Raw genomic sequence first — 22,836 nt, 5'->3', positions numbered from 1 at the left:
GTAGAAAAGGATTATCCGGTATTAGCTCCGGTTTCCCGAAGTTATCCCAGTCTTACAGGCAGGTTGCCCACGTGTTACTCACCCGTCCGCCGCTAACTTTAAAAGCAAGCTTTTAAAGTCCGCTCGACTTGCATGTATTAGGCACGCCGCCAGCGTTCGTCCTGAGCCAGGATCAAACTCTCCAATAAAGAGTTGATTAGCTCATTGCTAAACTCTAGCTTTTTATTACTTGTTGTCATTCTATAACATTCGTTGTAAAACGATTATTGTTGACGTTTGTTTGTTCAGTTTTCAAAGAGCAATCTCACAAGAGACAACTTTCAAATAATAACACATTTTCACTTATTTAGTCAATATGTTTTTTAAAAGTTTTTTCAATGTTCTCTTGCTGACTTGTATTATTATAGCAACGTTTATACATGTATGCAATAGTTTTTTAAAAAGTTTTTCAAAAAGATTACGTATTTCTTTCTAATAGATTCTTTTTCACTTTGTCCATTTGTTCTATCGTATCATTTACCTACATTAATAGACATCCCTTTCTTAAGGGAATATCTATTTTCTCTATAAATTGCAAGGTGACTAATTCTCTGTTTTCTAATCTTTTTATCAATACTCTAAAATCTCTTCTATGAATAGATGTCTATTTTTTTCTAAATCAAGAATCAAATCATTTTGTAATGTTTTAACAAGCGGTCTTGTCGGAGTACTACTTATAAATAAAATTTCTGCTTTTTCTCCATTGGATAATCTAATTTTGCTTCCTGTAGTAAATTGAGTAATAGCATTGCTTAGTGATTGTAATATAGTTAAATCAAATTTTCCAAAATGATCCTGATGCATTTGTTCCATTACACGAAAAGGAGATTGCTTCTTCCGATATAATCTCTCCGATGTCATTGCATGAAATGTATCAGCTACAGCTATAATCTTGGCAAAGGCATGTATCTTATTATCTGCATTCCCCATTGGATATCCGCTTCCATCAATTCTTTCATGATGCTGATAAATTGCAAGGCGCGTTTCATTTTTTAATAAAGTATGTTCAGGAATCATTTCTAAACTATATCTTGTATGTTTTTTCACTTCATTAAATTCTTCTTCTGTTAAAGGTTCTATCTTATTTAATAATCGTTGATTAATCTTAGCCATTCCAGCATCGCTTAAACAACCTGCTAGAGCAACTTGAATCATATCTCTATAGCTATAGTTCATTTTTTGCGCTATAAGTGCACTAATAACGGAAACTGCAATAGAGTGCTGATACAAATATTCCTTTTTGTTTGATAAGTGATAAAGAGAAAAAATTTCTTTTGAAACAGTTTCTAGTTCTTCTAATAATGGTAAAAGGATCGTTCTAACATTTGCTATATTCACTGGTAATCCAGATTGCCAAGAAATAAATTCCTTTTTATATAATTGAACCGTCTGCAAAAATAGAGACAAAAAATCATTTTTCTCTTCTTCTCTAGTTTGATTGTGAATAGATGGCGTAGATTCGATCATAATCGTACCATCTATTTGCGTATTTTCGATGGCAACTTCCTTTACTAAGAAAGCTTTTAATATCTTTATGTGTTCACCCGCTAATACCGTTCTCGCAGTAATTATTGGTCTATTTGTTCGTACATATATATCTTCTGCTAAAATACTTCCTGGATTTAACTCTTCCACATTTATAATCATTTGAAACCACCTTATAATAACGGACTTTTTTACTATTTTAATGTATTTTTTTTGAAATACAACCCCATTCAAATAAGACTATACACCTAAAATGATTTATAAATGATTTTTTTATAGCAATGCACGATGTTTTACGTAAATCCTAAAATATTTATTTACCTCTAAAGAACATAAAAAAATGCCTTAAGGTTTCCCCTAAGACATTCAAAGTATATTACTCGTTTGAATCCGCATCATTTTCTAAAGACTCTTGTTGCGTTTCTTCAGAAAGTTCATCCGCTTCCTCTATTTCATCTTCTTTTTCTACAATAGCAACAGTAGCAACAAATTCATTCTCATTTTCATTTAATTTAATCAATCGAACACCTTGTGTGCTTCTGCCCATAGTTGAGATATCACTTACAGCCATTCTGATTAAAACGCCACCTGTTGTGATAATCATTAAATCTTCTTCCCCGTTCACTACTTTCATTGAAACAAGGGTTCCATTCTTATCGGTGATATTACATGTTTTGATCCCTTTTCCGCCTCTACCTTGAACTCTATATTCATTGATTGGCGTTCTTTTTCCGTATCCATATTTAGTTACAACTAGAATTTCGGAATTTTCTTCAAGTACTTCCATTCCTACCACTTCATCATCAGATGATAAAGTAATACCTTTTACCCCTGTTGCCGTTCTACCCATGGAACGTACATCTGTTTCTGGGAATCGAATAAGCAAACCATTTTTCGTTCCAATAATCATTTCCTTTGATCCATCTGTTAAGCGTACAGAGATTAACTCATCGCCCTCTCTTAAATTAACAGCGATTAGACCATTATTTCTTATATTAGCAAACGAAGATAATGGAGAACGTTTAGAGATTCCTTCTTTTGTGGTAAAGAATAGGTACCAATCATCTACAAATTCGGAAACAGGAATAATCGCATTTACCCACTCGTCTTTTTCCACACCTAAAAGGTTAATAATTGGGATACCTTTGGCTGTACGGCTGAATTCTGGAATTTCATACCCTTTCAAACGGTATACTTTCCCTTTATTCGTAAAGAATAGGATAGTATCATGGGTCGATGTGGAGCTTAGCTGTTCAACAAAGTCATCCTCATTTGTTCCCATTCCCTGAATTCCGCGTCCACCACGTCTTTGCGCTCGGTAAGTAGAAGCTGGTAGTCTCTTAATATAACCATTGTGAGTTAACGTAATGATAATATTTTCTTCCGGAATTAGATCTTCATCTTCTATTGTTTCAATTCCGCCAGCAACAATTTCTGTACGACGAATATCGTTAAAGCGCTCTTTTACTTCTAAAAGCTCTTCGCGGATAATTTCTAAGATTTTTTCTTCATCTGCTAGAATTGCTTTTAATTCAGCAATTAACTTCACTAATTCTCGATATTCATCCTCGATTTTCTCTCTTTCCAAGCCAGTTAATCTTTGTAGACGCATATCTAGAATTGCTTGTGCTTGTTTTTCAGAAAGATTAAAATTCGTCATTAATCCTTCACGAGCAATATCTGTTGTACGAGAACTACGAATCAAGCTAATCACTTCATCTAAATGATCAAGCGCAATCCGCAAACCTTCTAAGATATGCGCTCTTGCTTCTGCTTTTCTTAATTCAAATTCTGTTCTTCTACGTATAATTACCTTTTGATGATCTAGATAATAAGCTAGACATTGTTTTAAGTTAAGTACCTTTGGTTGTCCATCTACTAGTGCAAGTAAATTGATACCAAAGCTTGTCTGCATAGCTGTATGCTTGTATAGGTTATTTAATAATACATTTGCATTTGCGTCTTTTCGAACTTCAATAACAATACGCATTCCAGTTCGGTCAGATTCGTCTCGTAAATCCGTGATGCCGTCAATTTTCTTATCACGTACTAGTTCTGCAATGCGTTCTACTAGTCTCGCTTTATTGACTTGATAAGGAATTTCTTTCACAATAATAACTTCCTTACCACTAGGCTTCACTTCAATTTCTACTCTAGCACGTAAAATAATAGAGCCTCTACCAGTTTCATACGCTTTTCTAATTCCACTTCTACCAACAATCATCCCATATGTAGGGAAGTCTGGTCCTGGTATGATTTCCATTAATTCAGGAATAGTGATATCTGGATTTTTACTAACTTCAAGAACACCGTCAATAATTTCTCCCAATTGATGTGGAGGAATATTGGTAGCCATTCCAACAGCTATCCCACTCGTACCATTTACAAGTAAATTGGGGAAACGAGAAGGTAATACTACTGGTTCTTTCTCTTCTCCATCAAAGTTTGGCTTATAATCAATTGTGTCTTTATTAATATCTCGCAATAACTCCATCGCTATTTTAGACATTCTAGCTTCTGTATAACGCATTGCCGCAGCTGAATCACCATCTACGGAACCAAAGTTTCCATGTCCATCAACGAGCATATAACGATAGTTGAAATCTTGTGCCATACGCACCATTGTTTCATAAACAGCACTATCACCATGTGGATGATACTTCCCGATTACTTCTCCAACAATACGTGCAGATTTCTTGAACGGTTTATCTGAGTGCATTCCAAGATCATGCATTGCATATAAAATACGTCGATGCACGGGCTTTAAGCCATCTCGTACATCTGGAAGTGCACGAGAAACAATAACACTCATCGCATAATCTAAAAAGGAATCACGCATTTCTTTACTTATATTTCTATCTTTAATTTGAGAATTTGGCATATCAGCCATGGAAAGGAACCTCCTTAAGAAAACATTAGATTTTCTGCCTCATCTTAACGAATAGACGTAAGAGAAAAAGTCAAGTCTAATCGAATTCCTCATAATTAATAGGAATAACTAACGTCTAAAGAAATACACAAGGTGCCAATTAAATCAGCACCAAATTTCTTTCCCTATCTTTTAAACATCTAGATTTTTAACATAAGTTGCATTTTCTTCGATAAAGTTTCTCCGTGGCTCTACTTTATCACCCATAAGCATTTCGAATGTTTCATCTGCTTCAATCACATCATCTAAGCTTACCTGTAAAAGTACCCTTTTCTCAGGATCCATTGTTGTATCCCATAATTGCTCTGCATTCATTTCCCCTAATCCTTTATAACGTTGAATATTCGGCTTAGGATTAGCTGGCAAGTTGCTTAAAACTTGTTGCAATTGCGGATCACTATAGGCATATTCAAGCTTTTTCCCTTGTTTAATACTATATAAAGGTGGCTGTGCAATATAGATGTAGCCAGCTTCAACTATTTTTCTCATATAACGATAGAAGAAGGTTAACAATAGTGTTCGAATATGTGCTCCATCGACATCGGCATCTGTCATAATGACAATTTTATGATATCTTGCTTTCGATATATCATAATCATCACCAATTCCAGTACCAATTGCAGTAATCATGGAACGAACTTCATTATTGGACAAAATCCGATCTAATCTCGCCTTTTCTACGTTAAGGATTTTCCCTCTTAAAGGAAGTATCGCTTGGAAATGACGATCTCTCCCTGATTTTGCGGAACCACCTGCAGAGTCACCCTCTACAATGAATAGTTCGCTAATTTTGGGATCTCTTGAGGAGCAATCTGCCAATTTACCAGGTAAACTCGAAACTTCCAGTGCACTTTTTCGACGTGTTAATTCTCTTGCCTTCTTTGCTGCTATTCTTGCTCGTAAAGCCATTTGACCTTTATCGACAATTTTGCGAGCTACTGTGGGATTTTCTAAAAGGAATTTCTCCAGATGTTCTGAAAATACAGTATCTGTAATGGCACGGACTTCTGAATTTCCTAATTTCGTTTTTGTTTGTCCTTCAAATTGTGGGTCTGGATGCTTAACGGAAACAATTGCAACGATTCCTTCCCTAACATCCTCTCCAGAAAGATTTACATCCGATTCCTTTAATAGGCTGTTTTTTCTTGCATAATCATTAATCACACGAGTAAGTGCTGTTTTGAAACCAGACTCATGCGTTCCACCTTCATGTGTATTAATATTGTTAGCAAATGAAAAAATATTTCCTGTATATCCATCATTATATTGGAAAGAGATTTCAATGTTTATACCGTCTTTTTCTCCTTCAATATAAATTGGTTCCTCGAAAAGCACCTCTTTATTTCGATTTAAATGCTCTACATAAGATTTTATACCACCCTCATAATGGTATTCTTTCCTTTTTTCCATTCCTTCACGCGCATCTTCAATGGTAATCCGAATATCGCGATTTAAGAAAGCAAGTTCTCTGATACGGTTGGCCAATATTTCAAAATCATACTCTAACGTTTCTTTAAAAATATCACCATCTGGCTTAAAACGAGTAGTTGTACCAGTACGGTCTGTTTCACCGATAATTTTTAAATCAGCAACAGGAACACCCTTTTGATATTTTTGGTAATAGACATTTCCATCACGATGAACAAAAACCTCTAATTCAGTTGAAAGAGCATTTACAACAGAAGCACCAACACCATGAAGTCCTCCAGAAACTTTATAGCCTCCACCGCCAAATTTTCCTCCGGCATGAAGAACAGTCATGATTACTTCTACAGCAGGTCTTCCCATTTTCTCCTGAATACCAACAGGAATTCCGCGCCCATTATCTTTAACAGTAATACTATTATCCTTTTCAATGATGACATTAATCTCATTACAAAAACCAGCTAATGCCTCATCGATACTGTTGTCGACAATTTCCCAAACTAAATGGTGCAGACCTCGACTACTTGTTGACCCAATATACATTCCTGGTCTTTTTCTAACAGCCTCTAGGCCCTCTAAAACCTGTATCTGACTTTCATCATAAGATTGTTGTTCAACTGGATTTTGTTCCGTTGACATATTGATCACCTAACTTTCCATTAACATCGAAAAATTTTAACATTATTTTTTTGCATCCATTAGTACTCTTGAACAGTTAACTGGACTGTTCGCTTTTTTAACGTATTAGAAGCAATCGGTGAAAAATAGATAGTATTCTTCGTAATTACAATAGATTTATAAGATGAACCTTTCCCATTAGTCATTGCTTTTTGTCTATCTAAAAATTCTTTTGAAATAGGAGATGACTCTACCGTTTGTTTATCTAGTATAGTAATAATTTCTGAAGTTCGCACAAGAATATTTTCTCCAATATGAACGTACACTTTTTCACCTCAAAGCTATTGAATCTTTTTAATCGTTCCTGATTCAACCTGAAAAGTTGCTGCTTCTTTTAAAGTATGATGGTCTATACCATCAACACTGGTTGTTGTAACAAAGGTCTGAACCTTTCCTTGAATGGTATTTAACAAATGAGATTGACGATAATCATCTAATTCAGAAAGCACATCATCTAAAAGTAGAATGGGATATTCTCGTATTTCTGAATAAATTAGTTCAATCTCTGCCATTTTAATGGATAACGCAGTTGTTCTTTGCTGTCCTTGTGAACCAAAAGTTTGCACATCTCTATTATTCACATAAAACAGCATATCATCACGATGAGGTCCAAATAAGGATATCCCTCGATCAATTTCTCTTTTTTTTAGACTTTGGAATTTTTCTTCGTATACACTCTTCATTTTCGACAAATCCTGATCTTCTGATACATCAACAGACGGTTTATAGCGAATTTCCAGTGTTTCTAGCCCCCGAGATATACCCTTATGAATCGGAACTGCCCACTTTTCCAGTAAGTGCAGGAATTCAAAACGCTTCGCTACCACTTTAACTGCCATATCTATAAATTGCTCTGTTAAAATCTCAAGCATTGTATGATCGGTTTGTTTATTTGTTTGTAGTTGTTTTAAGTAGGTATTTCGCTGGTGTAAAATTTTTTGATATTGTCCCATATCATGCAAATATATTGGTGATATTTGCCCTATTTCCATATCAATAAATCTTCTTCTAATTTGTGGGCTGCCTTTTACTAAGTTTAAATCTTCAGGTGCGAACATAACTACGTTCATATTGCCAATATATTGACTCAATTTCCGCTGCTCTATATGATTAAATTTTGCTTTTTTCCCTTTTTTGGCCACAACTAACTGCATGGGTACTTTCCCATGTGCTTTGACTAATCTACCTTCTATTTTAGCATACTCTTTGTCCCAATAAATAAGTTCTTTATCATTTGAGGTCCGATGAGATTTTGCCATTGCTAGAACATAGATAGATTCCATCACATTGGTTTTCCCTTGTGCATTTTCTCCTAGTATTACATTTACCTTATTCTCGAAAGAAATATCCAGTTCCTCATAATTCCGGTAATTTCTTAAAAGCAACTCATCAATATACATTTGGGTTCACCCTTTTTTATAAAACAGTGTACTTGCCAAATGAAGGAATATTAATTTCATCACCACTTCTTAACTTTCTGCCTCTGCGCTGATCCTGTTCCCCATTAACAAATACCTCATATTCCCCTAGGAACCATTTTGCCATTCCACCTGATTGTATTAACTCTGCTACTTTTAAAAATTGACCCAATGTAATGTAATCCGTATCAATCTTAATTTGATTATCCATTTTTTCACTCTCTCAACTTTAGTCGTATCTATCTATTCTACTAAATAATTAATTGATACACAAAGAAAAGTGTAATATTTCTATAAATAGATAGGTAATATTCTAAATAGTGGGGGGAAAACAGTTTAAATAACACTTATTCCCTCTAGTGCATATTCATACATCTGCTAAATATAAAGGAAATTGGGTGTTCATTAAAAAGAACACCCAATACTTTTAATAAGTTCTAACCGGTAATATAAGCTGTAAAGTGGAGTCATCATTTGTTGGATGAATAACAAACGGTCTCATCGCTCCAGTAAAACTAATTTTAACTTCAGATCCTTCAAGAACTTTTAATGCATCCATCATAAATTTCGCACTGAATGATATCTTTAACTCTTCCCCGCTAACAGATTCACTTACTAATTCTTCAATAACTTTCCCTATCTCAGGTGTAAAAGAAGAAATTTCTATTACATTTTCACCCATTGTCGAAAATTTAACGACATTATTTCGACCTTCACGCGCTAACAAAGAAGCACGATCAATTGATTGAAGAAATTCCTTAGAGTTTACAATGATATCTGTTTTACTTTCGGTTGGAATCAATCGATTTGTATCAGGGTAATTTCCTTCTAACAAACGAGAGAAGAAAAGAATATGCTTTGTTTTAAATAATATTTGATTTTCTGTTACTAGAATTTCAACTGGTTCATCATGGTCATCCAAAATACGATTGAGCTCATTTAAACTTTTTCCTGGAATAACAATATTAAAAGTTTGCTCTGTTTCTGTTTCTATTTTTGCCTTTCTTAAAGCAAGGCGATGACTATCTGTTGCAATACAGATCAGGTCGTTATTTTCAATTTTCCAGTTTACTCCTGTCAACACTGGTCGTGTTTCTGAGGTGGACACTGCAAAAACAGTTTGTTTAATAATATTTTTTAATAAATCTGTTGGGACTTTTATCGAATTTTGTTCCGCGATTTGAGGTAAATGCGGATATTCTTCTGAATCGAGCCCATTTAGATTAAATTCTGATTTTCCTGAACGGATAGTAGTTTGCAAATTATCAACGACAATTTCAACTTGGTTGGTAGGAAGCTTTTTTACAATCTCACTAAAGAACTTTGCTTGCAATACGATGGAACCGGCTTGTTGGATCTCCACAATTTCTTGTTCATCTTCTTCTTTAGGAATGAAAGATTCAATCGAAATATCGGAGTCACTTCCAGTTAATGTTACTCCTTCTTCACTTGCGACAATTTTGATACCAGTAAGAATAGGAATGGTTGTTCTACTAGTGATTGCTTTCATAACATCTTGCACACTTTGAACAAGATTCTCTTTTTGGATGATGAATTTCATTAATTAATCCTCCGATTTAAATAATTTTTAAATGCAGTTCTAACTGCTTTTTTTAATAATATATTGTTTTAAAAAATAGTAGTAAAAGTAGTAGGTCCTGTTAGTATGTGGATAACTAGGTTCAAGCAAGGAAACACAGTCTATCCACATGTTGATAGACTGTGTCTAAAGTAAGGTAAGTTATACACACTATCCTATCTAAACTTTTAAGAGTTCATTTATTTCTTTTAATTGCTTTTGAAGAAGTGAATCAGTTAAAAGCATTTTTGATATCTTTTCATGGGCATGAATAACAGTAGTATGATCTCGACCGCCAAACTCTTCACCGATTTTTGGTAAGGAGAAATCGGTTAATTCTCTTGATAGATACATAGCGATTTGTCTTGGAAATGCAATGGATTTTGTGCGTTTTTTTGCTTTAAAGTCCTCTAATTTAATATTAAACTGCTCTCCAACTATCTTTTGAATATCATGAATGGTTATTACTCGAGGTTTAGAGCTTGGAACAATATCCTTTAATGCTTCAGCTGCTAAATCAGCATTAATATCTTTATTAATTAAAGAAGAATAAGCAACAACGCGAATAAGTGCACCTTCTAACTCACGAATATTAGTATCAATTTGATTAGCAATATAAAGCATCACTTCATTTGGAATATCTAGTCCGTCGGCTTTAGCTTTTTTTCTCAAAATAGCAATCCGTGTCTCTAAGTCTGGTGGTGTAATATCTGTGATAAGACCCCATTCAAAGCGCGAGCGTAAGCGATCCTCTAGTGTTGGAATCTCTTTTGGAGGGCGGTCACTAGAGATGATAATTTGTTTGCTTTCCTCATGTAATGTGTTAAAAGTATGGAAAAATTCTTCTTGTGTTGATTCTTTTCCAGCAAGAAATTGAATATCATCTATTAAAAGTACATCTACATTTCGATATTTATCACGAAATTCGGCACCTTTGTTGTCACGGATACTATTAATAAATTCATTTGTGAATTTTTCAGAAGATAAATATACAACTTTAGCAGATGGATTATGATCTAAAACATAATGACCGATTGCATGCATTAAGTGCGTTTTTCCAAGTCCAACTCCTCCATAAATAAATAGAGGATTGTAGGCTTTTGCAGGCGCTTCGGCAACAGCAAGGGAAGCAGCGTGAGCAAAACGATTGCCAGATCCAATTACAAAAGTATCAAAAGTATACTTTGAATTTAAGATTGTTTGCTCGGTAACTTCCTCTTCCTTTTTCTTATGCTTTACAGAAATTTGCTGATCAAACTCCTCTTCTTTTTGATTCTGAGGAATAATAAATTTCACCAGAAGTTCTTCACCGGTAATTTCATATAGTATTTCAGCAATAAGCTGAGAATATCTTTCTTCTAACCAATCTCGTGCAAACTCATTAGGTGCTGTAACAACTAGTAAATCTCCCTGCAAAGAATGGGCTTTTGTTGGTTTAAGCCATGTATCAAAACTGGGTTTGCTGATCTTTGTTTCAATCGTATTCAATGCATTATTCCAAAGATCTGTTATATTGTTCAAGTTATCCTCGCCTCCTTTACCTAAAGTTAAACGTTATTAGCCTTATTATTCTACTAACGAGCAGATCTATCTTAAACGTGCAGAAAAAGACATATTTTCATGTCGAATTTGTTTAAAAAACTTCGTGATTACTTCAAAAAAGATCAAAAAACAAAAAAAGAGCCTTAAAGCCTTAAGATAAAACTTCTAAAAAAACAAAAAAATAGACCAATCGATGCAATAATCGCTTATAGGATTTTATTTGTTCGATGGCTAACCAACTTAAATAATTTTTTACAAAAGACCATATTTCTTTATCCAAATTGTCCAATTCCTACAAAATAGGAAGCATAAAAAAAGATTTTAGACAAAATAGTGCTGCCTTGTGCATGCCAATATGCAAGATTACAAGGAGCTTGTCCTTTTCATATGTGGAAAAATATATTATAAGGAAGATTAGTGGTATTTCGACAGTATCCACGGATTGTGGACAACTCTGTTCAGACACATAGAATAAGATGTCCACAGTTTATCCACAGATTGTGGATAATATAGTTATGCACAGATTTTATTCAGATGTGAAAACAAAACTATAATATCAAAAATTCATAAGAACTGCAATGCTTTTTAATATCTTATCCACAAGATAACTAGGTTGTTAGTAATAAATGTCCACAAGGTATTAGTTTGTTGAAAAGTTGTAAATAACGATTGTGGAAAAAATAATCCCGTCGAAAATTATCCACAATCGTCGAAAAGATAGGAAAAACGACATAATAATAACTTGGTTTGCTTGAAAATATAATCAGAGCTAAGAGCTAGTTTTTCATGTCGAATTTTTATATTGTTTTTTTTTTTACATAAAAATTTAAAGAAGAATTTTTGTAGAATAACCTAAATGGTAAAAAATATTCGTTGGAAAATAGAATAGTTGGGAAGGATATGAAGTAGAATAGAAAATTATGTGGTATACTATTTTAATGACCTTAGAAATAGAAAGGGAAAGATCACCGAAGTTAATGTGATCTATAAATAATGATAAATAAAAATGAATAGTTGACAATTAATTATCTATGTTTATATAATTGTAAGGACTGTCTATAACAGCTATTCCTCAGGGAGGTGTCATATACAATGAAAAGAACTTATCAACCAAATAAACGTAAAAGAAGTAAAGTTCACGGATTCCGTAGCCGCATGAGCAGCTCAAATGGACGTAATGTCTTAGCTCGCCGTCGACGCAAAGGAAGAAAAGTATTATCAGCTTAGGCCACTGAAACGTCAGTGGTCTTTTTTCAATTAAAAGGGAAGGGAATGCTTTTAATAGAAGGACAGCCCTTCCTTTTTTTACAATATACTCATTTACTTACGTTATTATGCCTGTCTAATTTTCTTTCAAGGCTGTTTTTTTAAAATTGGTATTTTTCAATTGGGAAAAATTTATTAAAATAACTAGCAGTTGAGTTACGAAGACGCTAGGGGGGAGCAGGGAGACCTAAAATTGGTTTTACTGAGGTGCTAAAGTCTACCCCTATGATAACCGGTGATAGGAAGGCTGCTGGTCACTGGCAACAAACTTTACGAAAAAGCCTCTTTTACAAAGAGAAGAATGTTAACTTGAAGGAATTGAAGGAGTTATAAACGTTGAGAAAAGAATTCAGAATAAAAAAAAATAAAGAATTTCAGTCAGTTTTTAAAAAAGGACAATCCTTTGCTAATCGGCAGTTTGTTATTTATAAATTGGAAAAAGTGGATCAAGAGCATTTCCGAATCGGCCTTTCTGTCAGCAAAAAGATTGGAAACGCAGTTAAGCGAAATCAGATAAAACGCTATATTAGACAAGCGTTCCTTGAATTTGAAGATAAGTTGGAAAATAAGTATGATTATGTCATAATTGTAAGAAAGCCTGTTGCTGATATGGGTTTTGAAGAAGTAAAAAAGAGTCTTATCCATATTTTAAAAATAGCAAAGGTTCTATCCAAAAAGAATTAAGAGGAAAATCGTAGTTAAGCGTTTCCTATGATTCGTTTATCGGTTACAATACTTAATAAGTTAGATTTGAAAATCATGTTAAACAGGAGGATTTGCAGCTTGAATAAGAAATTTTTATTGATAGTTGGTCTGCTTTTTTTAATGACCATTTTAACAGGATGTACAGAGTTTAATCAACCGATAACTTCTGAAAGTGATGGAATCTGGAATGAGTTCATCGTATATCCACTATCTCAACTGATAATAAAGACAGCAGCCTTTGCTGGAGGTAGTTATGGTATTTCCATTATTATCGTAACTATATTAGTTAGACTAGTTATATTGCCGCTTATGATTAAACAAACGAAAAATAGTAAAGCAATGCAAGCAATTCAGCCGCAGATGAAAGAACTGCAACAAAAATATAGCTCTAAAGATCAAAAGACACAACAAAAGCTCCAAGAAGAAACGATGAAGCTTTTCCAAGAAAATAAAGTAAACCCATTGTCAGGATGCTTCCCTCTAATAGTACAAATGCCGATACTGATTGGGTTTTATCATGCTATTTCTCGTACAAGAGAAATTGCTTCTCATGATTTCTTATGGTTTAGTCTAGGGCAGCCAGATCCAATTTACTTATTGCCAATCTTAGCTGGTGTAACGACATTTTTCCAAACAAAATTATCGATGGCTGGAGCACCGCCAAATCCACAAATGCAAATGATGGTTTGGATAATGCCAGTTATGATTTTAGTATTTGCTATTAATTTCCCTGCTGCATTATCTCTTTACTGGGTAGTAGGTAATATCTTTACCATTATACAAACGTATTTTATTAAAGGTCCTGAAATTAAAAATGCTGGTCAAACTAGCAAAGCAGGAGGAGCGAAGAAGTGAAAGAAATTACTGCCGTAGGACAAACAGTCGACGCAGCAGTGGAGTCAGCTTTAGCTCAGCTTAAGACAACAAAGAATCAGGTTGAAATCATTGTTGTTGATGAAGGAAGAAAAGGATTTCTCGGTTTTGGTTCTAGATCTGCGAAAGTAATAGTAAAGAAAAAGGTAGATCCAGTTGAATCCGTAAAAAATTTTTTAAAAGATGTTAGTGAAAAAATGGGCGTTCCTATTGAAATTCGAGTGAAGCAAAATGGAAAAAATATTCTATATGAATTATCTGGTGAAAAAATTGCTTTGCTGATAGGAAAAAGAGGACAAACTCTTAATTCTATTCAATATTTAGCACAATTGGTAATTAATAGAGAATCTACAGGATATTTTAAAGTGATATTAGATGCGGAAGGTTATCGAGAACGTAGAAAACAAGCTTTAATTCATTTAGCCGAAAGAATAGCCTATAAAGCGGTGAAGATTGGAAAAGAAATCCCGCTTGAACCGATGCCTGCAGATGAAAGAAAAACGATTCATACTGCGCTGGTTTCCTTTAAAGGTGTAAAAACGTATTCCTCAGGAGAGGATGCGAAGCGACATATTATTGTTGCGCCAATAAGGGGAAAAAAATAGTTTTAAAAAAAGATCGTCTTTCCAAATGGGAAACGATCTTTTTTTTTGTATAAAAATCTCCTCATCTTGTCCGCCTCTGCATGGCAATGTAATATTTTTTCAAGATTTTTTAAGCCTCCTAATGCATATATTCTAGCGAAATATTATGTTCGAATAATATTCTATTTAAATAAAAATGAATAAGAAAAAAAGCATGCTCTTTGTTTCTCATCTTAGCTGTTAGGAAGATTGCTGAAGAACAGAATAATGGAAATAACACAAAAAAAGTGAAGTCCTTCGGTTTTGTAATTTTATTTTTCGTTTTATTGTTATTCACATGTGGATAAGATAGAATGGTATATAACGATAAAAGAGAATGTGGATAAGTGTGCGGATTTTTTTCTTTTTTTACATTTGTGGATATGTTAATCTAATCTAATGTAATCATGTCAAAGGTGAATACAATCATTTTATATAGATATATTTTTTTGAATTGAGGTGAAAAAGATGGAATTGGATACAATTGCTGCGATATCGACTCCAATGGGTGAGGGAGCGATCGCAATTGTTCGAATGAGTGGTCCAGATTCAATTAAAATTGCAGACAAGCTCTTCAAAAGTATAGGTAATAAAAAGTTAATGGAGGTAGCAAGTCATACAATCCATTATGGGCATATTATAGATCCAGCAACAGACGAGGTTGTGGAAGAAGTAATGGTATCGTTGATGAGAGGACCGAAAACTTTTACCAAAGAGGATGTTATTGAAATTAACTGTCATGGCGGATTAGCTTCTGTAAATCGATTATTGCAATTGACAACTTCTTATGGTGCTAGAATTGCAGAACCTGGGGAATTTACCAAAAGGGCTTTTTTAAATGGACGAATCGATCTTTCTCAAGCAGAAGCGGTAATGGATTTAATAAGAGCTAAAACAGATCGTGCGATGAATGTTGCACTTGGTCAAATGGAAGGAAGGTTATCAAAATTAATTAGACATTTGCGCCAAGAAATCTTAGAAACATTAGCACAAGTAGAGGTTAATATTGATTATCCAGAATACGATGATGTAGAAGAAATGACACAAAAAGTCATGCTTGAAAAATCGGCGTATATCAAAACAGAGATTGAAAAGCTATTACAGACCTCTCAACAAGGTAAGATTCTCCGCGAAGGACTGGCAACCGTTATTGTTGGCAGACCGAATGTTGGAAAATCCTCTTTATTGAACAGTTTAGTACAAGAAAATAAAGCAATCGTAACAGACATTCCAGGTACAACGAGAGATGTAATTGAAGAATATGTGAATGTACGCGGAGTTCCACTTCGTTTGCTAGATACAGCAGGAATTCGGGAAACAGAAGATATCGTAGAACGAATTGGCGTCGAAAAGTCACGAAAAGTGTTAAGAGAAGCGGATTTAATTTTACTTGTCCTAAATTATGCAGATGAATTAACCGAAGAGGATAAGAATATCTTCAAGGCTACAGAAGGCATGGATTATATAGTAATCGTCAATAAAACAGATTTACCTCAAAAAATTGATTTGGAGAAAGTAAGAGAACTTGCGGGAAATCGCAAAGTTATCACAACATCTTTAGTAGAAGAAAACGGAGTCGACTTATTAGAGGAAGCGATATCTAGTCTATTTTTTGCAGGCTCTATTGAAGCAAGTGATATGACTTATGTTTCTAATTCAAGACATATTTCCTTATTAAGCCAAGCGATGCGGGCGATAAGCGATGCAATTGAAGGAGCAGAAAATGGCACACCTATAGATATTGTACAAATTGATTTAACAAGAACCTGGGAGATACTTGGTGAAATTATTGGTGAGAGTGTGCACGAAAGTTTAATCAATCAGTTGTTTTCTCAGTTCTGTTTAGGGAAATAAGTGATTTTAATGAGAACACTGAAAAAGTAAGTTTTTCCAAATTAAATACGGATTTATGTATTTGAAAAAAGAAATACCTAAATTTAAAAGTTGGCCACCGACATTATGATTAAATGGCAGTTTTTCAGTGGCCTCTATGGAAATGAAGCAGAGTCTTGAGAAATAGAATACCAGCTAATTTAGCCATCAATAAAAGTAACTAAAAACGTATTTCTTAAAAGAAAGTTTAGAAAGAAGGAGGCATCATGATGCAGTACGAAGCTGGAAATTATGATGTGATTGTCATTGGTGCAGGTCATGCTGGCTGTGAGGCTGGCCTTGCAGCAGCTAGAATAGGTGCCAAAACATTAATGTTAACGATAAATTTAGATATGGTCGCATTTATGCCATGTAATCCATCTGTCGGAGGACCCGCAAAAGGGATTGTTGTAAGGGAAATTGACGCACTTGGCGGCGAGATGGGGAAAAATATAGATAAAACATATATTCAAATGAGAATGCTAAACACAGGAAAAGGTCCTGCTGTACGTGCCTTAAGAGCTCAGGCAGATAAATATATGTATCAACATGAAATGAAGAAGACGTTAGAAAATGAACCAAATCTAACGTTGATTCAAGGAATGGTAGAAGAACTAATCGTTGAGGATCAAGTTGTCAAAGGAGTTATTACGAAAACAGGTGCTACGTATCGAGCAAAAACGATTGTCGTAACTACTGGTACGTACCTTCGTGGAGAAATTATTTTAGGAGAGCTTAAATACTCCAGCGGTCCGAATAATCAACAGCCTTCCATCCGTTTATCGGAGCACTTAGAAGCACTAGGATTTGATTTAGTGCGTTTTAAAACCGGAACACCACCTCGTGTAAATAGTCATTCTATTGACTACTCTAAGACTGAAATACAGCCTGGTGATGATGTTCCAAGAGCCTTTTCTTATGAAACAACCAAATTTATTACAGATCAGCTTCCTTGTTGGTTAACATATACCAATGAAAAGACACATCAAATTATTGATTCGAATTTACATCGTTCCCCAATGTATTCAGGAATGATCAAAGGGACAGGACCACGCTATTGTCCATCAATTGAAGATAAAGTGGTCCGATTCAATGATAAACCAAGACATCAAATTTTCTTAGAGCCAGAGGGGAAAAATACACAAGAAGTTTATGTTCAAGGATTATCGACAAGCTTACCTGAAGATGTTCAACAGGAAATATTAAGAACAATCCCAGGTTTAGAAAATGTCCAAATGATGCGAGCGGGATATGCAATTGAATATGATGCCATTGTTCCTACACAATTATGGCCAACATTAGAAACGAAGAAGATTAAAAATCTATATACTGCTGGTCAAATTAATGGAACTTCAGGATATGAAGAAGCTGCAGGCCAAGGTTTAATGGCTGGTATTAATGCTGGTTTAAATGCAATAGGAAAAGAGGAAGTTATCTTAAGCCGCTCTGATGCATACATCGGTGTTTTAATTGATGACTTAGTAACAAAAGGCACAAACGAGCCATATCGACTCTTAACATCAAGAGCAGAATACCGCTTACTACTTCGTCATGATAATGCAGATTTACGTTTAACAGATATTGGATATAAAATTGGTCTTATATCTGAAGAGCGCTTTATGAAATTCTCTGATAAAAAGCAATTAATCGAACAAGAGAAGCAACGTTTAAGCGAAGTAATGCTAAAGCCAAATGAGCAAGTTCAAAATCTGATTAAAGAGCAAGGTGGAAGCGAATTAAAAGATGGTATAAGAGCAGGAGATTTATTAAAACGCCCTGAAATGAATTATAGCCATATTGAACAGCTTGCACCAAGCGAAATAGATTTAACAGAAGATATCAAAGAACAAGTAGAAATTCAAATTAAATATGAAGGATATATCGAGAAATCCTTACAGCAAGTGGAAAGACTAAAGAAAATGGAAAACAAGAAAATTCCTGAGAATATTGATTATGATGCGATCTCTAGTCTTGCAACGGAAGCGGTACAGAAATTAAAAAAAGTTCGTCCATTATCCATTGCACAGGCATCGAGAATTTCTGGTGTAAACCCAGCAGATATATCTATTTTATTAGTTTATTTAGAACAAGGAAAAATAGCTCGTGTTTAATCTCTGAATAGAAAGGGTTCATGCATGAAAACGGAAGATTTTATTCAAATGTTGTCTGATAAAGGAATTACTTTATCGGACCAGCAAATAAAACAGTTTGAGCTCTACTTTGAAACATTGGTAGAGTGGAATGAAAAAATGAATTTAACAGCAATTACAGAAAAATCGGATGTTTATTTAAAGCATTTCTATGATTCCATCACTGCTGGATTTTACTATAATGGGTTTCACGATGCTGTACATGTATGCGACGTTGGTGCAGGGGCAGGTTTTCCAAGCATCCCTTTAAAAATTGTTTTTCCTGATTTAAAGGTGACGATTGTCGATTCTTTGAAAAAAAGAATTCATTTTCTTGAACACTTAGCATCTCAACTAGAGCTGAAAGAGGTTAACTTTATTCATGACCGAGCAGAAACGTTTGGCCAAAATAAAGCATTTCGTGAATCCTTTGATATTGTAACTGCACGAGCAGTAGCACGACTCTCTGTTTTAAGTGAACTTTGTTTGCCACTAGCAAAGGTTGGAGGTACTTTTGTTGCAATGAAAGCAGCAAGTGCCAAAGAGGAAATCGAAGCGGGGAAAAAGGCTGTAAGTCTATTAGGAGGAAAGATTCAAGCAACACACTCCTTTTTATTGCCAGTTGAAGAAAGTGAAAGAAATATTATCATAATGGAAAAAGAAAAGCCAACACCTAAAAAGTATCCAAGAAAACCTGGAACTCCTAATAAAGAACCAATTGAATAGGTGAAAGCACAGATTTATGTCTGATAATTTAGTTTCTGAAGTTATCCGATTCTTTATATGATATTCTTCCATCCCTTCCTGCGTGAAGTAGGGATGGGAGCTTATTAATAAGACGGGAAAAATGATTATTTTATATTAGGTTGTTTTCAAAAAGATTGATTTTCATTCATAAAAGATATAATTATAGAGAAAATTAAAGAGCAGGCTCATGGTAAGAGTCTGGTAATAGCAACAACTTTATGAAAACAGCTATAAGTTATTACGAAAGAAATAAGAGAATGATATAATCATTCATAAGATTAGAACTATATCAACTATCATATCTACTATATAATATACCTATAATTGTCATATTCTATGAAATTTCGAGAAGTTTCTACTTTAAGTTAGATGACTTTGCAGGGATTAATGTTTCATATAGAGAATAACTAATAGGGAGTTTTGTAAAGGTGGTGCAGGGTGATGAAGCCTTCTTTCTCACGATTTTTTGGACTAGGCGAAAAAGGAGAGCAAATAGAAGATGCTAGTCAAATAAGTGCAGATGCTGCTCAAGAGGAGATCGAGAGTATGGGAAGTAATGAAGAAGTTAGACGAATCCCAATTAATCAGATTGTTCCTAACCGTTTTCAACCAAGAACGGTATTTGATGATGAAAAAATTGAAGAATTAGCTCGTACAATCCATACACATGGTATTATACAACCCATCGTATTAAGAGAATATGAAGAAGATAAATTTGAAATCATTGCTGGAGAACGAAGATGGAGAGCAATGAAAAAACTTGGTTGGGAAGAAGCGCCAGCAATTATAAAAAACATGAGCGACACAGAAACTGCTTCTGTTGCACTTATAGAGAATCTTCAAAGGGAAGAGCTTTCTCCAATTGAAGAAGCGATTGCCTATGGCAAATTATTAGAGCTCCACAATCTTACCCAAGAGGCACTTGCCCAAAGATTAGGCAAAGGGCAGTCGACTGTAGCAAATAAATTAAGACTTCTTAAATTACCAGAAGAAATTCAAGAAGCATTATTAAATAAAGAGATTTCTGAGCGTCATGCTCGTTCCATGATTCCTTTAAAAGAACGGGAAAAACAAATCCAGCTATTACAAGAAATCATGGAAAAGAGCTTAAATGTAAAGCAAACAGAAGAGCGTGTCGTGAAAATGCTTGAACAATCAAAGCAGAAACCGAAGCCAAAAAGAAAGGCATTTAGCAAAGATATGCGGATTGCAGTAAATACCATTCGTCAGTCGCTGAATATGGTTTCTGATAGTGGAATTAATTTAAATGCCGAAGAAGAAGAGTTTGACGATTTTTATCAATTTACGATAAAAATTCCGAAAAAGAAATAATACTTAAATAGCTTCTTATCTAGAATTATAATTTGTACTTATTTATAGATTTTGGGCTCTGTTAAATCCAACTCCATAAAAGACAGTAAAAATACTTATTTAACAGAGCATATTTTTTTGTGAGAATAATAGCCATTTATGCTGGTTCTCACTTTTTTATATGATTTTATTCCTCAAAGGATAACCACAAGTATAAACTGAAACCTCCATTTCTGATTTTAATAGGATTTTTTCTAAGCGAAATAACTAGTTGAATCCTTGTTAAATGCTTGAAATAATAGGCTTTATTACTTCTTTCATACTATTAATATATTTATATTTTCCTCCACTAATTCAGATTAACAGAAAAAGTGACGATATTTAGAAGTTTTCATGATAAAATAATATACGTGATTACAATAGGCATGGAATTGGCCATGTTGTAATCTATTCATGTTTTTTTACCAATAAATTGTCTTATAGTTTAAAAGGCTATAAACGATTCAATCTTTTTATATTAAGCAGCCATCTTGCGTCGATTATATATTTCGTAGCTCGTATGGAATTAAAGGTAGGTGACATCATGGGTAAAATTATTACTGTTGCTAACCAAAAGGGCGGAGTTGGAAAAACAACTACATCGGTTAATCTTGGCTCTTGTTTAGCATATATCGGAAAAAGAGTGCTATTAGTAGATATTGATCCACAAGGAAATGCTACTAGTGGTGTAGGTATTGAAAAAGCTGATGTTGATCATTGTATCTATGATGTGTTAGTGGATGATCTAGAGGCAAGAATGGTGATAAAACAGACAAATGTGGAGAATTTGGATGTTATACCTGCAACTATTCAATTAGCTGGAGCGGAAATAGAGCTTGTTTCTACTATTTCCAGAGAAGTAAGATTGAAAAGAGCTTTAGACGAGGTCAAACACAATTATGATTATATTTTAATAGATTGTCCTCCTTCTTTAGGATTATTAACGATTAATGCGTTGACTGCATCGGACGCAGTATTGATACCTGTTCAATGTGAATATTACGCTTTAGAAGGATTAAGTCAGCTATTAAATACGGTTCGACTTGTTCAAAAGCATTTAAATCATGACTTGGCAATTGAGGGTGTGTTGCTAACAATGCTAGATGCTAGAACAAATCTAGGTTTACAAGTTATTGAGGAAGTTAAAAAGTATTTCCAAGATAAAGTCTATAAAACAATTATTCCGAGAAACATTCGATTATCAGAAGCGCCGAGTCATGGGGAACCAATAATCATTTATGATCCAAAATCACGTGGCGCTGAAGTATATTTGGATCTTGCGAAGGAAGTGGTTACTAGTGGCTAAAGGACTTGGAAAAGGGTTAGATGCATTCTTTCCTAAATTAGATGCCGAGAAGGAAGAAATTGTGCAGGAAATAAGCATCAATGAATTGCGACCTAATCCTTATCAGCCTAGAAAATTCTTCGATGAGGAAGCAATTGAGGAATTGAAGCTTTCGATTCTAGAACATGGGATTCTCCAACCAATTATTGTTCGAAAAAGCATCAAAGGCTATGAAATAGTTGTTGGGGAACGCAGATATCGTGCTGCTAAAGAGGCTAAACTAGCGACTGTCCCTGCAGTTGTTCGGCAACTATCGGAACAGCAAATGATGGAATTAGCAGTACTAGAGAACCTTCAAAGAGAAGATTTATCACCAATTGAAGAAGGTCATGCCTATCAGACATTGATGAAAAAATTAAAGCTGACACAAGAAGAGCTAGCAAAACGTTTAGGGAAAAGCAGACCACATATTGCCAATCATGTTCGTTTACTATCACTTCCAAAAGCTGTTCAAAATTATATTTCTGACGGTAAAATATCAATGGGACATGGAAGAACTTTATTAGGTTTGAAAAATAAAGATAAGCTTCCAGCAATAGTTGATAAAGTTATTAAAGAGGGATTAAATGTACGCCAGTTGGAACAATTAATTCAGCTTTTAAATCAGAATGTTTCACGTGAAACAAAAAAAGAAAAACCCGCACAGAAAAATATTTTTATTAAAGAGCAGGAGTCCTTTCTTCGTGAAAGATTTGGAACAACCGTTCATATTAAGCAAAAGAAAAATAAAGGGAAAATTGAAATTGAATTTTTCTCAGAAGAGGATTTGGCACGCATTCTCCAATTGTTTGAATTAGAAAATGAAAATTAAAAAAAGCCTCTAAAAAAAGA

Annotated in this window: 18 protein-coding genes and 1 rRNA gene; 10 read left to right on the top strand and 9 right to left on the bottom strand. The window is 34.3% G+C overall.

What is annotated here, in order from left to right:
* From QQZ16_RS16305 to dnaA, 9 genes are all read right to left on the bottom strand, one after another.
* Positions 1–188: ribosomal RNA gene (locus QQZ16_RS16305) — 16S ribosomal RNA — on the bottom strand; the annotation flags it as partial.
* 421 nt (positions 189–609) lie between these two features.
* The gene (locus QQZ16_RS16300) at positions 610–1,686 is read right to left on the bottom strand and encodes an HD-GYP domain-containing protein (protein ID WP_031535632.1); all 1,077 of its coding nucleotides are present in this window, start codon (positions 1,684–1,686) and stop codon (positions 610–612) included.
* A 214-nt stretch (positions 1,687–1,900) separates the two neighbouring features.
* Positions 1,901–4,414 carry a DNA gyrase subunit A gene (gene gyrA / locus QQZ16_RS16295; protein ID WP_031535629.1) on the bottom strand — a complete coding sequence of 838 codons (2,514 nt, stop codon included), beginning with the start codon at positions 4,412–4,414 and terminating at the stop codon, positions 1,901–1,903.
* 171 nt (positions 4,415–4,585) lie between these two features.
* On the bottom strand, positions 4,586–6,517 hold the full coding sequence (gene gyrB / locus QQZ16_RS16290) for a DNA topoisomerase (ATP-hydrolyzing) subunit B (RefSeq protein WP_031535627.1): 1,932 nt from the start codon (positions 6,515–6,517) through the stop codon (positions 4,586–4,588).
* 59 nt (positions 6,518–6,576) lie between these two features.
* Complete coding sequence (gene remB / locus QQZ16_RS16285) at positions 6,577–6,822, bottom strand: extracellular matrix regulator RemB (protein WP_031535625.1); 246 nt, start codon at positions 6,820–6,822, stop codon at positions 6,577–6,579.
* 15 nt (positions 6,823–6,837) lie between these two features.
* Positions 6,838–7,956, bottom strand: a complete 1,119-nt coding sequence (recF, locus tag QQZ16_RS16280) for a DNA replication/repair protein RecF (protein WP_031535623.1) — start codon at positions 7,954–7,956, stop codon at positions 6,838–6,840.
* Between the two features lie 16 nt (positions 7,957–7,972).
* Positions 7,973–8,185, bottom strand: a complete 213-nt coding sequence (gene yaaA, locus QQZ16_RS16275) for a S4 domain-containing protein YaaA (protein ID WP_031535621.1) — start codon at positions 8,183–8,185, stop codon at positions 7,973–7,975.
* 216 nt (positions 8,186–8,401) lie between these two features.
* Positions 8,402–9,535: a DNA polymerase III subunit beta gene (gene dnaN / locus QQZ16_RS16270; protein ID WP_031535619.1), complete on the bottom strand. Its 1,134-nt coding sequence runs from the start codon at positions 9,533–9,535 to the stop codon at positions 8,402–8,404.
* Between the two features lie 198 nt (positions 9,536–9,733).
* Entirely contained in the window at positions 9,734–11,074 is a 1,341-nt protein-coding gene (dnaA, locus tag QQZ16_RS16265; RefSeq protein ID WP_031535617.1) for a chromosomal replication initiator protein DnaA, read from the bottom strand.
* 1,113 nt (positions 11,075–12,187) lie between these two features.
* Between dnaA and rpmH the strand changes: the two genes are divergently transcribed.
* The 10 genes from rpmH (at position 12,188) to QQZ16_RS16215 (ending at position 22,816) form a co-directional block, all read left to right on the top strand.
* On the top strand, positions 12,188–12,322 hold the full coding sequence (rpmH, locus tag QQZ16_RS16260; protein ID WP_016201470.1) for a 50S ribosomal protein L34: 135 nt from the start codon (positions 12,188–12,190) through the stop codon (positions 12,320–12,322).
* Between the two features lie 375 nt (positions 12,323–12,697).
* Positions 12,698–13,045, top strand: a complete 348-nt coding sequence (gene rnpA, locus QQZ16_RS16255; RefSeq protein WP_031535614.1) for a ribonuclease P protein component — start codon at positions 12,698–12,700, stop codon at positions 13,043–13,045.
* Between the two features lie 141 nt (positions 13,046–13,186).
* On the top strand, positions 13,187–13,921 hold the full coding sequence (gene spoIIIJ, locus QQZ16_RS16250) for a YidC family membrane integrase SpoIIIJ (RefSeq protein ID WP_396953903.1): 735 nt from the start codon (positions 13,187–13,189) through the stop codon (positions 13,919–13,921).
* Positions 13,918–14,544, top strand: a complete 627-nt coding sequence (jag, locus tag QQZ16_RS16245; RefSeq protein ID WP_031535608.1) for an RNA-binding cell elongation regulator Jag/EloR — start codon at positions 13,918–13,920, stop codon at positions 14,542–14,544. The genes spoIIIJ and jag overlap by 4 nt, the downstream gene beginning before the upstream one ends.
* A 492-nt stretch (positions 14,545–15,036) precedes the next feature.
* A complete protein-coding gene (gene mnmE / locus QQZ16_RS16240; RefSeq protein WP_197030864.1) occupies positions 15,037–16,416 on the top strand; it encodes a tRNA uridine-5-carboxymethylaminomethyl(34) synthesis GTPase MnmE in 1,380 nt (459 codons plus the stop codon).
* A gap of 248 nt (positions 16,417–16,664) precedes the next feature.
* Positions 16,665–18,545 (top strand): tRNA uridine-5-carboxymethylaminomethyl(34) synthesis enzyme MnmG, encoded by a 1,881-nt coding sequence (gene mnmG / locus QQZ16_RS16235; protein ID WP_031535604.1) that lies wholly within the window; start codon positions 16,665–16,667, stop codon positions 18,543–18,545.
* 24 nt (positions 18,546–18,569) lie between these two features.
* On the top strand, positions 18,570–19,289 hold the full coding sequence (gene rsmG / locus QQZ16_RS16230; RefSeq protein ID WP_031535601.1) for a 16S rRNA (guanine(527)-N(7))-methyltransferase RsmG: 720 nt from the start codon (positions 18,570–18,572) through the stop codon (positions 19,287–19,289).
* A gap of 462 nt (positions 19,290–19,751) precedes the next feature.
* The gene (gene noc, locus QQZ16_RS16225; protein WP_031535600.1) at positions 19,752–20,642 is read left to right on the top strand and encodes a nucleoid occlusion protein; all 891 of its coding nucleotides are present in this window, start codon (positions 19,752–19,754) and stop codon (positions 20,640–20,642) included.
* 562 nt (positions 20,643–21,204) lie between these two features.
* On the top strand, positions 21,205–21,966 hold the full coding sequence (locus QQZ16_RS16220) for a ParA family protein (protein WP_031535598.1): 762 nt from the start codon (positions 21,205–21,207) through the stop codon (positions 21,964–21,966).
* A complete protein-coding gene (locus QQZ16_RS16215) occupies positions 21,959–22,816 on the top strand; it encodes a ParB/RepB/Spo0J family partition protein (protein ID WP_031535596.1) in 858 nt (285 codons plus the stop codon). Before QQZ16_RS16220 ends, QQZ16_RS16215 begins: the two co-directional genes overlap by 8 nt.
* Positions 22,817–22,836: the final 20 nt, after the last annotated feature.

This window comes from Bacillus sp. T2.9-1, from assembly GCF_950097965.1.
Classification (GTDB): Bacteria; Bacillota; Bacilli; order Bacillales; family Cytobacillaceae; genus Niallia; species Niallia hominis.
The sequence above is the reverse complement of the archived record's forward strand: the minus strand, read 5'-3'. Positions and strand labels throughout refer to the sequence as shown.

Bases quoted from the DNA above. Each gene is read 5' to 3' on its own strand.
- QQZ16_RS16300 (WP_031535632.1), bottom strand. From the start codon at position 1,686: ATGATTATAAATGTGGAAGAGTTAAATCCAGGAAGTATTTTAGCAGAA.
- gyrA (WP_031535629.1), bottom strand. From the start codon at position 4,414: ATGGCTGATATGCCAAATTCTCAAATTAAAGATAGAAATATAAGTAAA.
- rsmG (WP_031535601.1), top strand. From the start codon at position 18,570: ATGAAAACGGAAGATTTTATTCAAATGTTGTCTGATAAAGGAATTACT.
- noc (WP_031535600.1), top strand. From the start codon at position 19,752: ATGAAGCCTTCTTTCTCACGATTTTTTGGACTAGGCGAAAAAGGAGAG.
- QQZ16_RS16220 (WP_031535598.1), top strand. From the start codon at position 21,205: ATGGGTAAAATTATTACTGTTGCTAACCAAAAGGGCGGAGTTGGAAAA.
- rpmH (WP_016201470.1), top strand. From the start codon at position 12,188: ATGAAAAGAACTTATCAACCAAATAAACGTAAAAGAAGTAAAGTTCAC.
- yaaA (WP_031535621.1), bottom strand. From the start codon at position 8,185: ATGGATAATCAAATTAAGATTGATACGGATTACATTACATTGGGTCAA.
- gyrB (WP_031535627.1), bottom strand. From the start codon at position 6,517: ATGTCAACGGAACAAAATCCAGTTGAACAACAATCTTATGATGAAAGT.
- spoIIIJ (WP_396953903.1), top strand. From the start codon at position 13,187: ATGACCATTTTAACAGGATGTACAGAGTTTAATCAACCGATAACTTCT.
- mnmG (WP_031535604.1), top strand. From the start codon at position 16,665: ATGCAGTACGAAGCTGGAAATTATGATGTGATTGTCATTGGTGCAGGT.
- recF (WP_031535623.1), bottom strand. From the start codon at position 7,956: ATGTATATTGATGAGTTGCTTTTAAGAAATTACCGGAATTATGAGGAA.
- dnaN (WP_031535619.1), bottom strand. From the start codon at position 9,535: ATGAAATTCATCATCCAAAAAGAGAATCTTGTTCAAAGTGTGCAAGAT.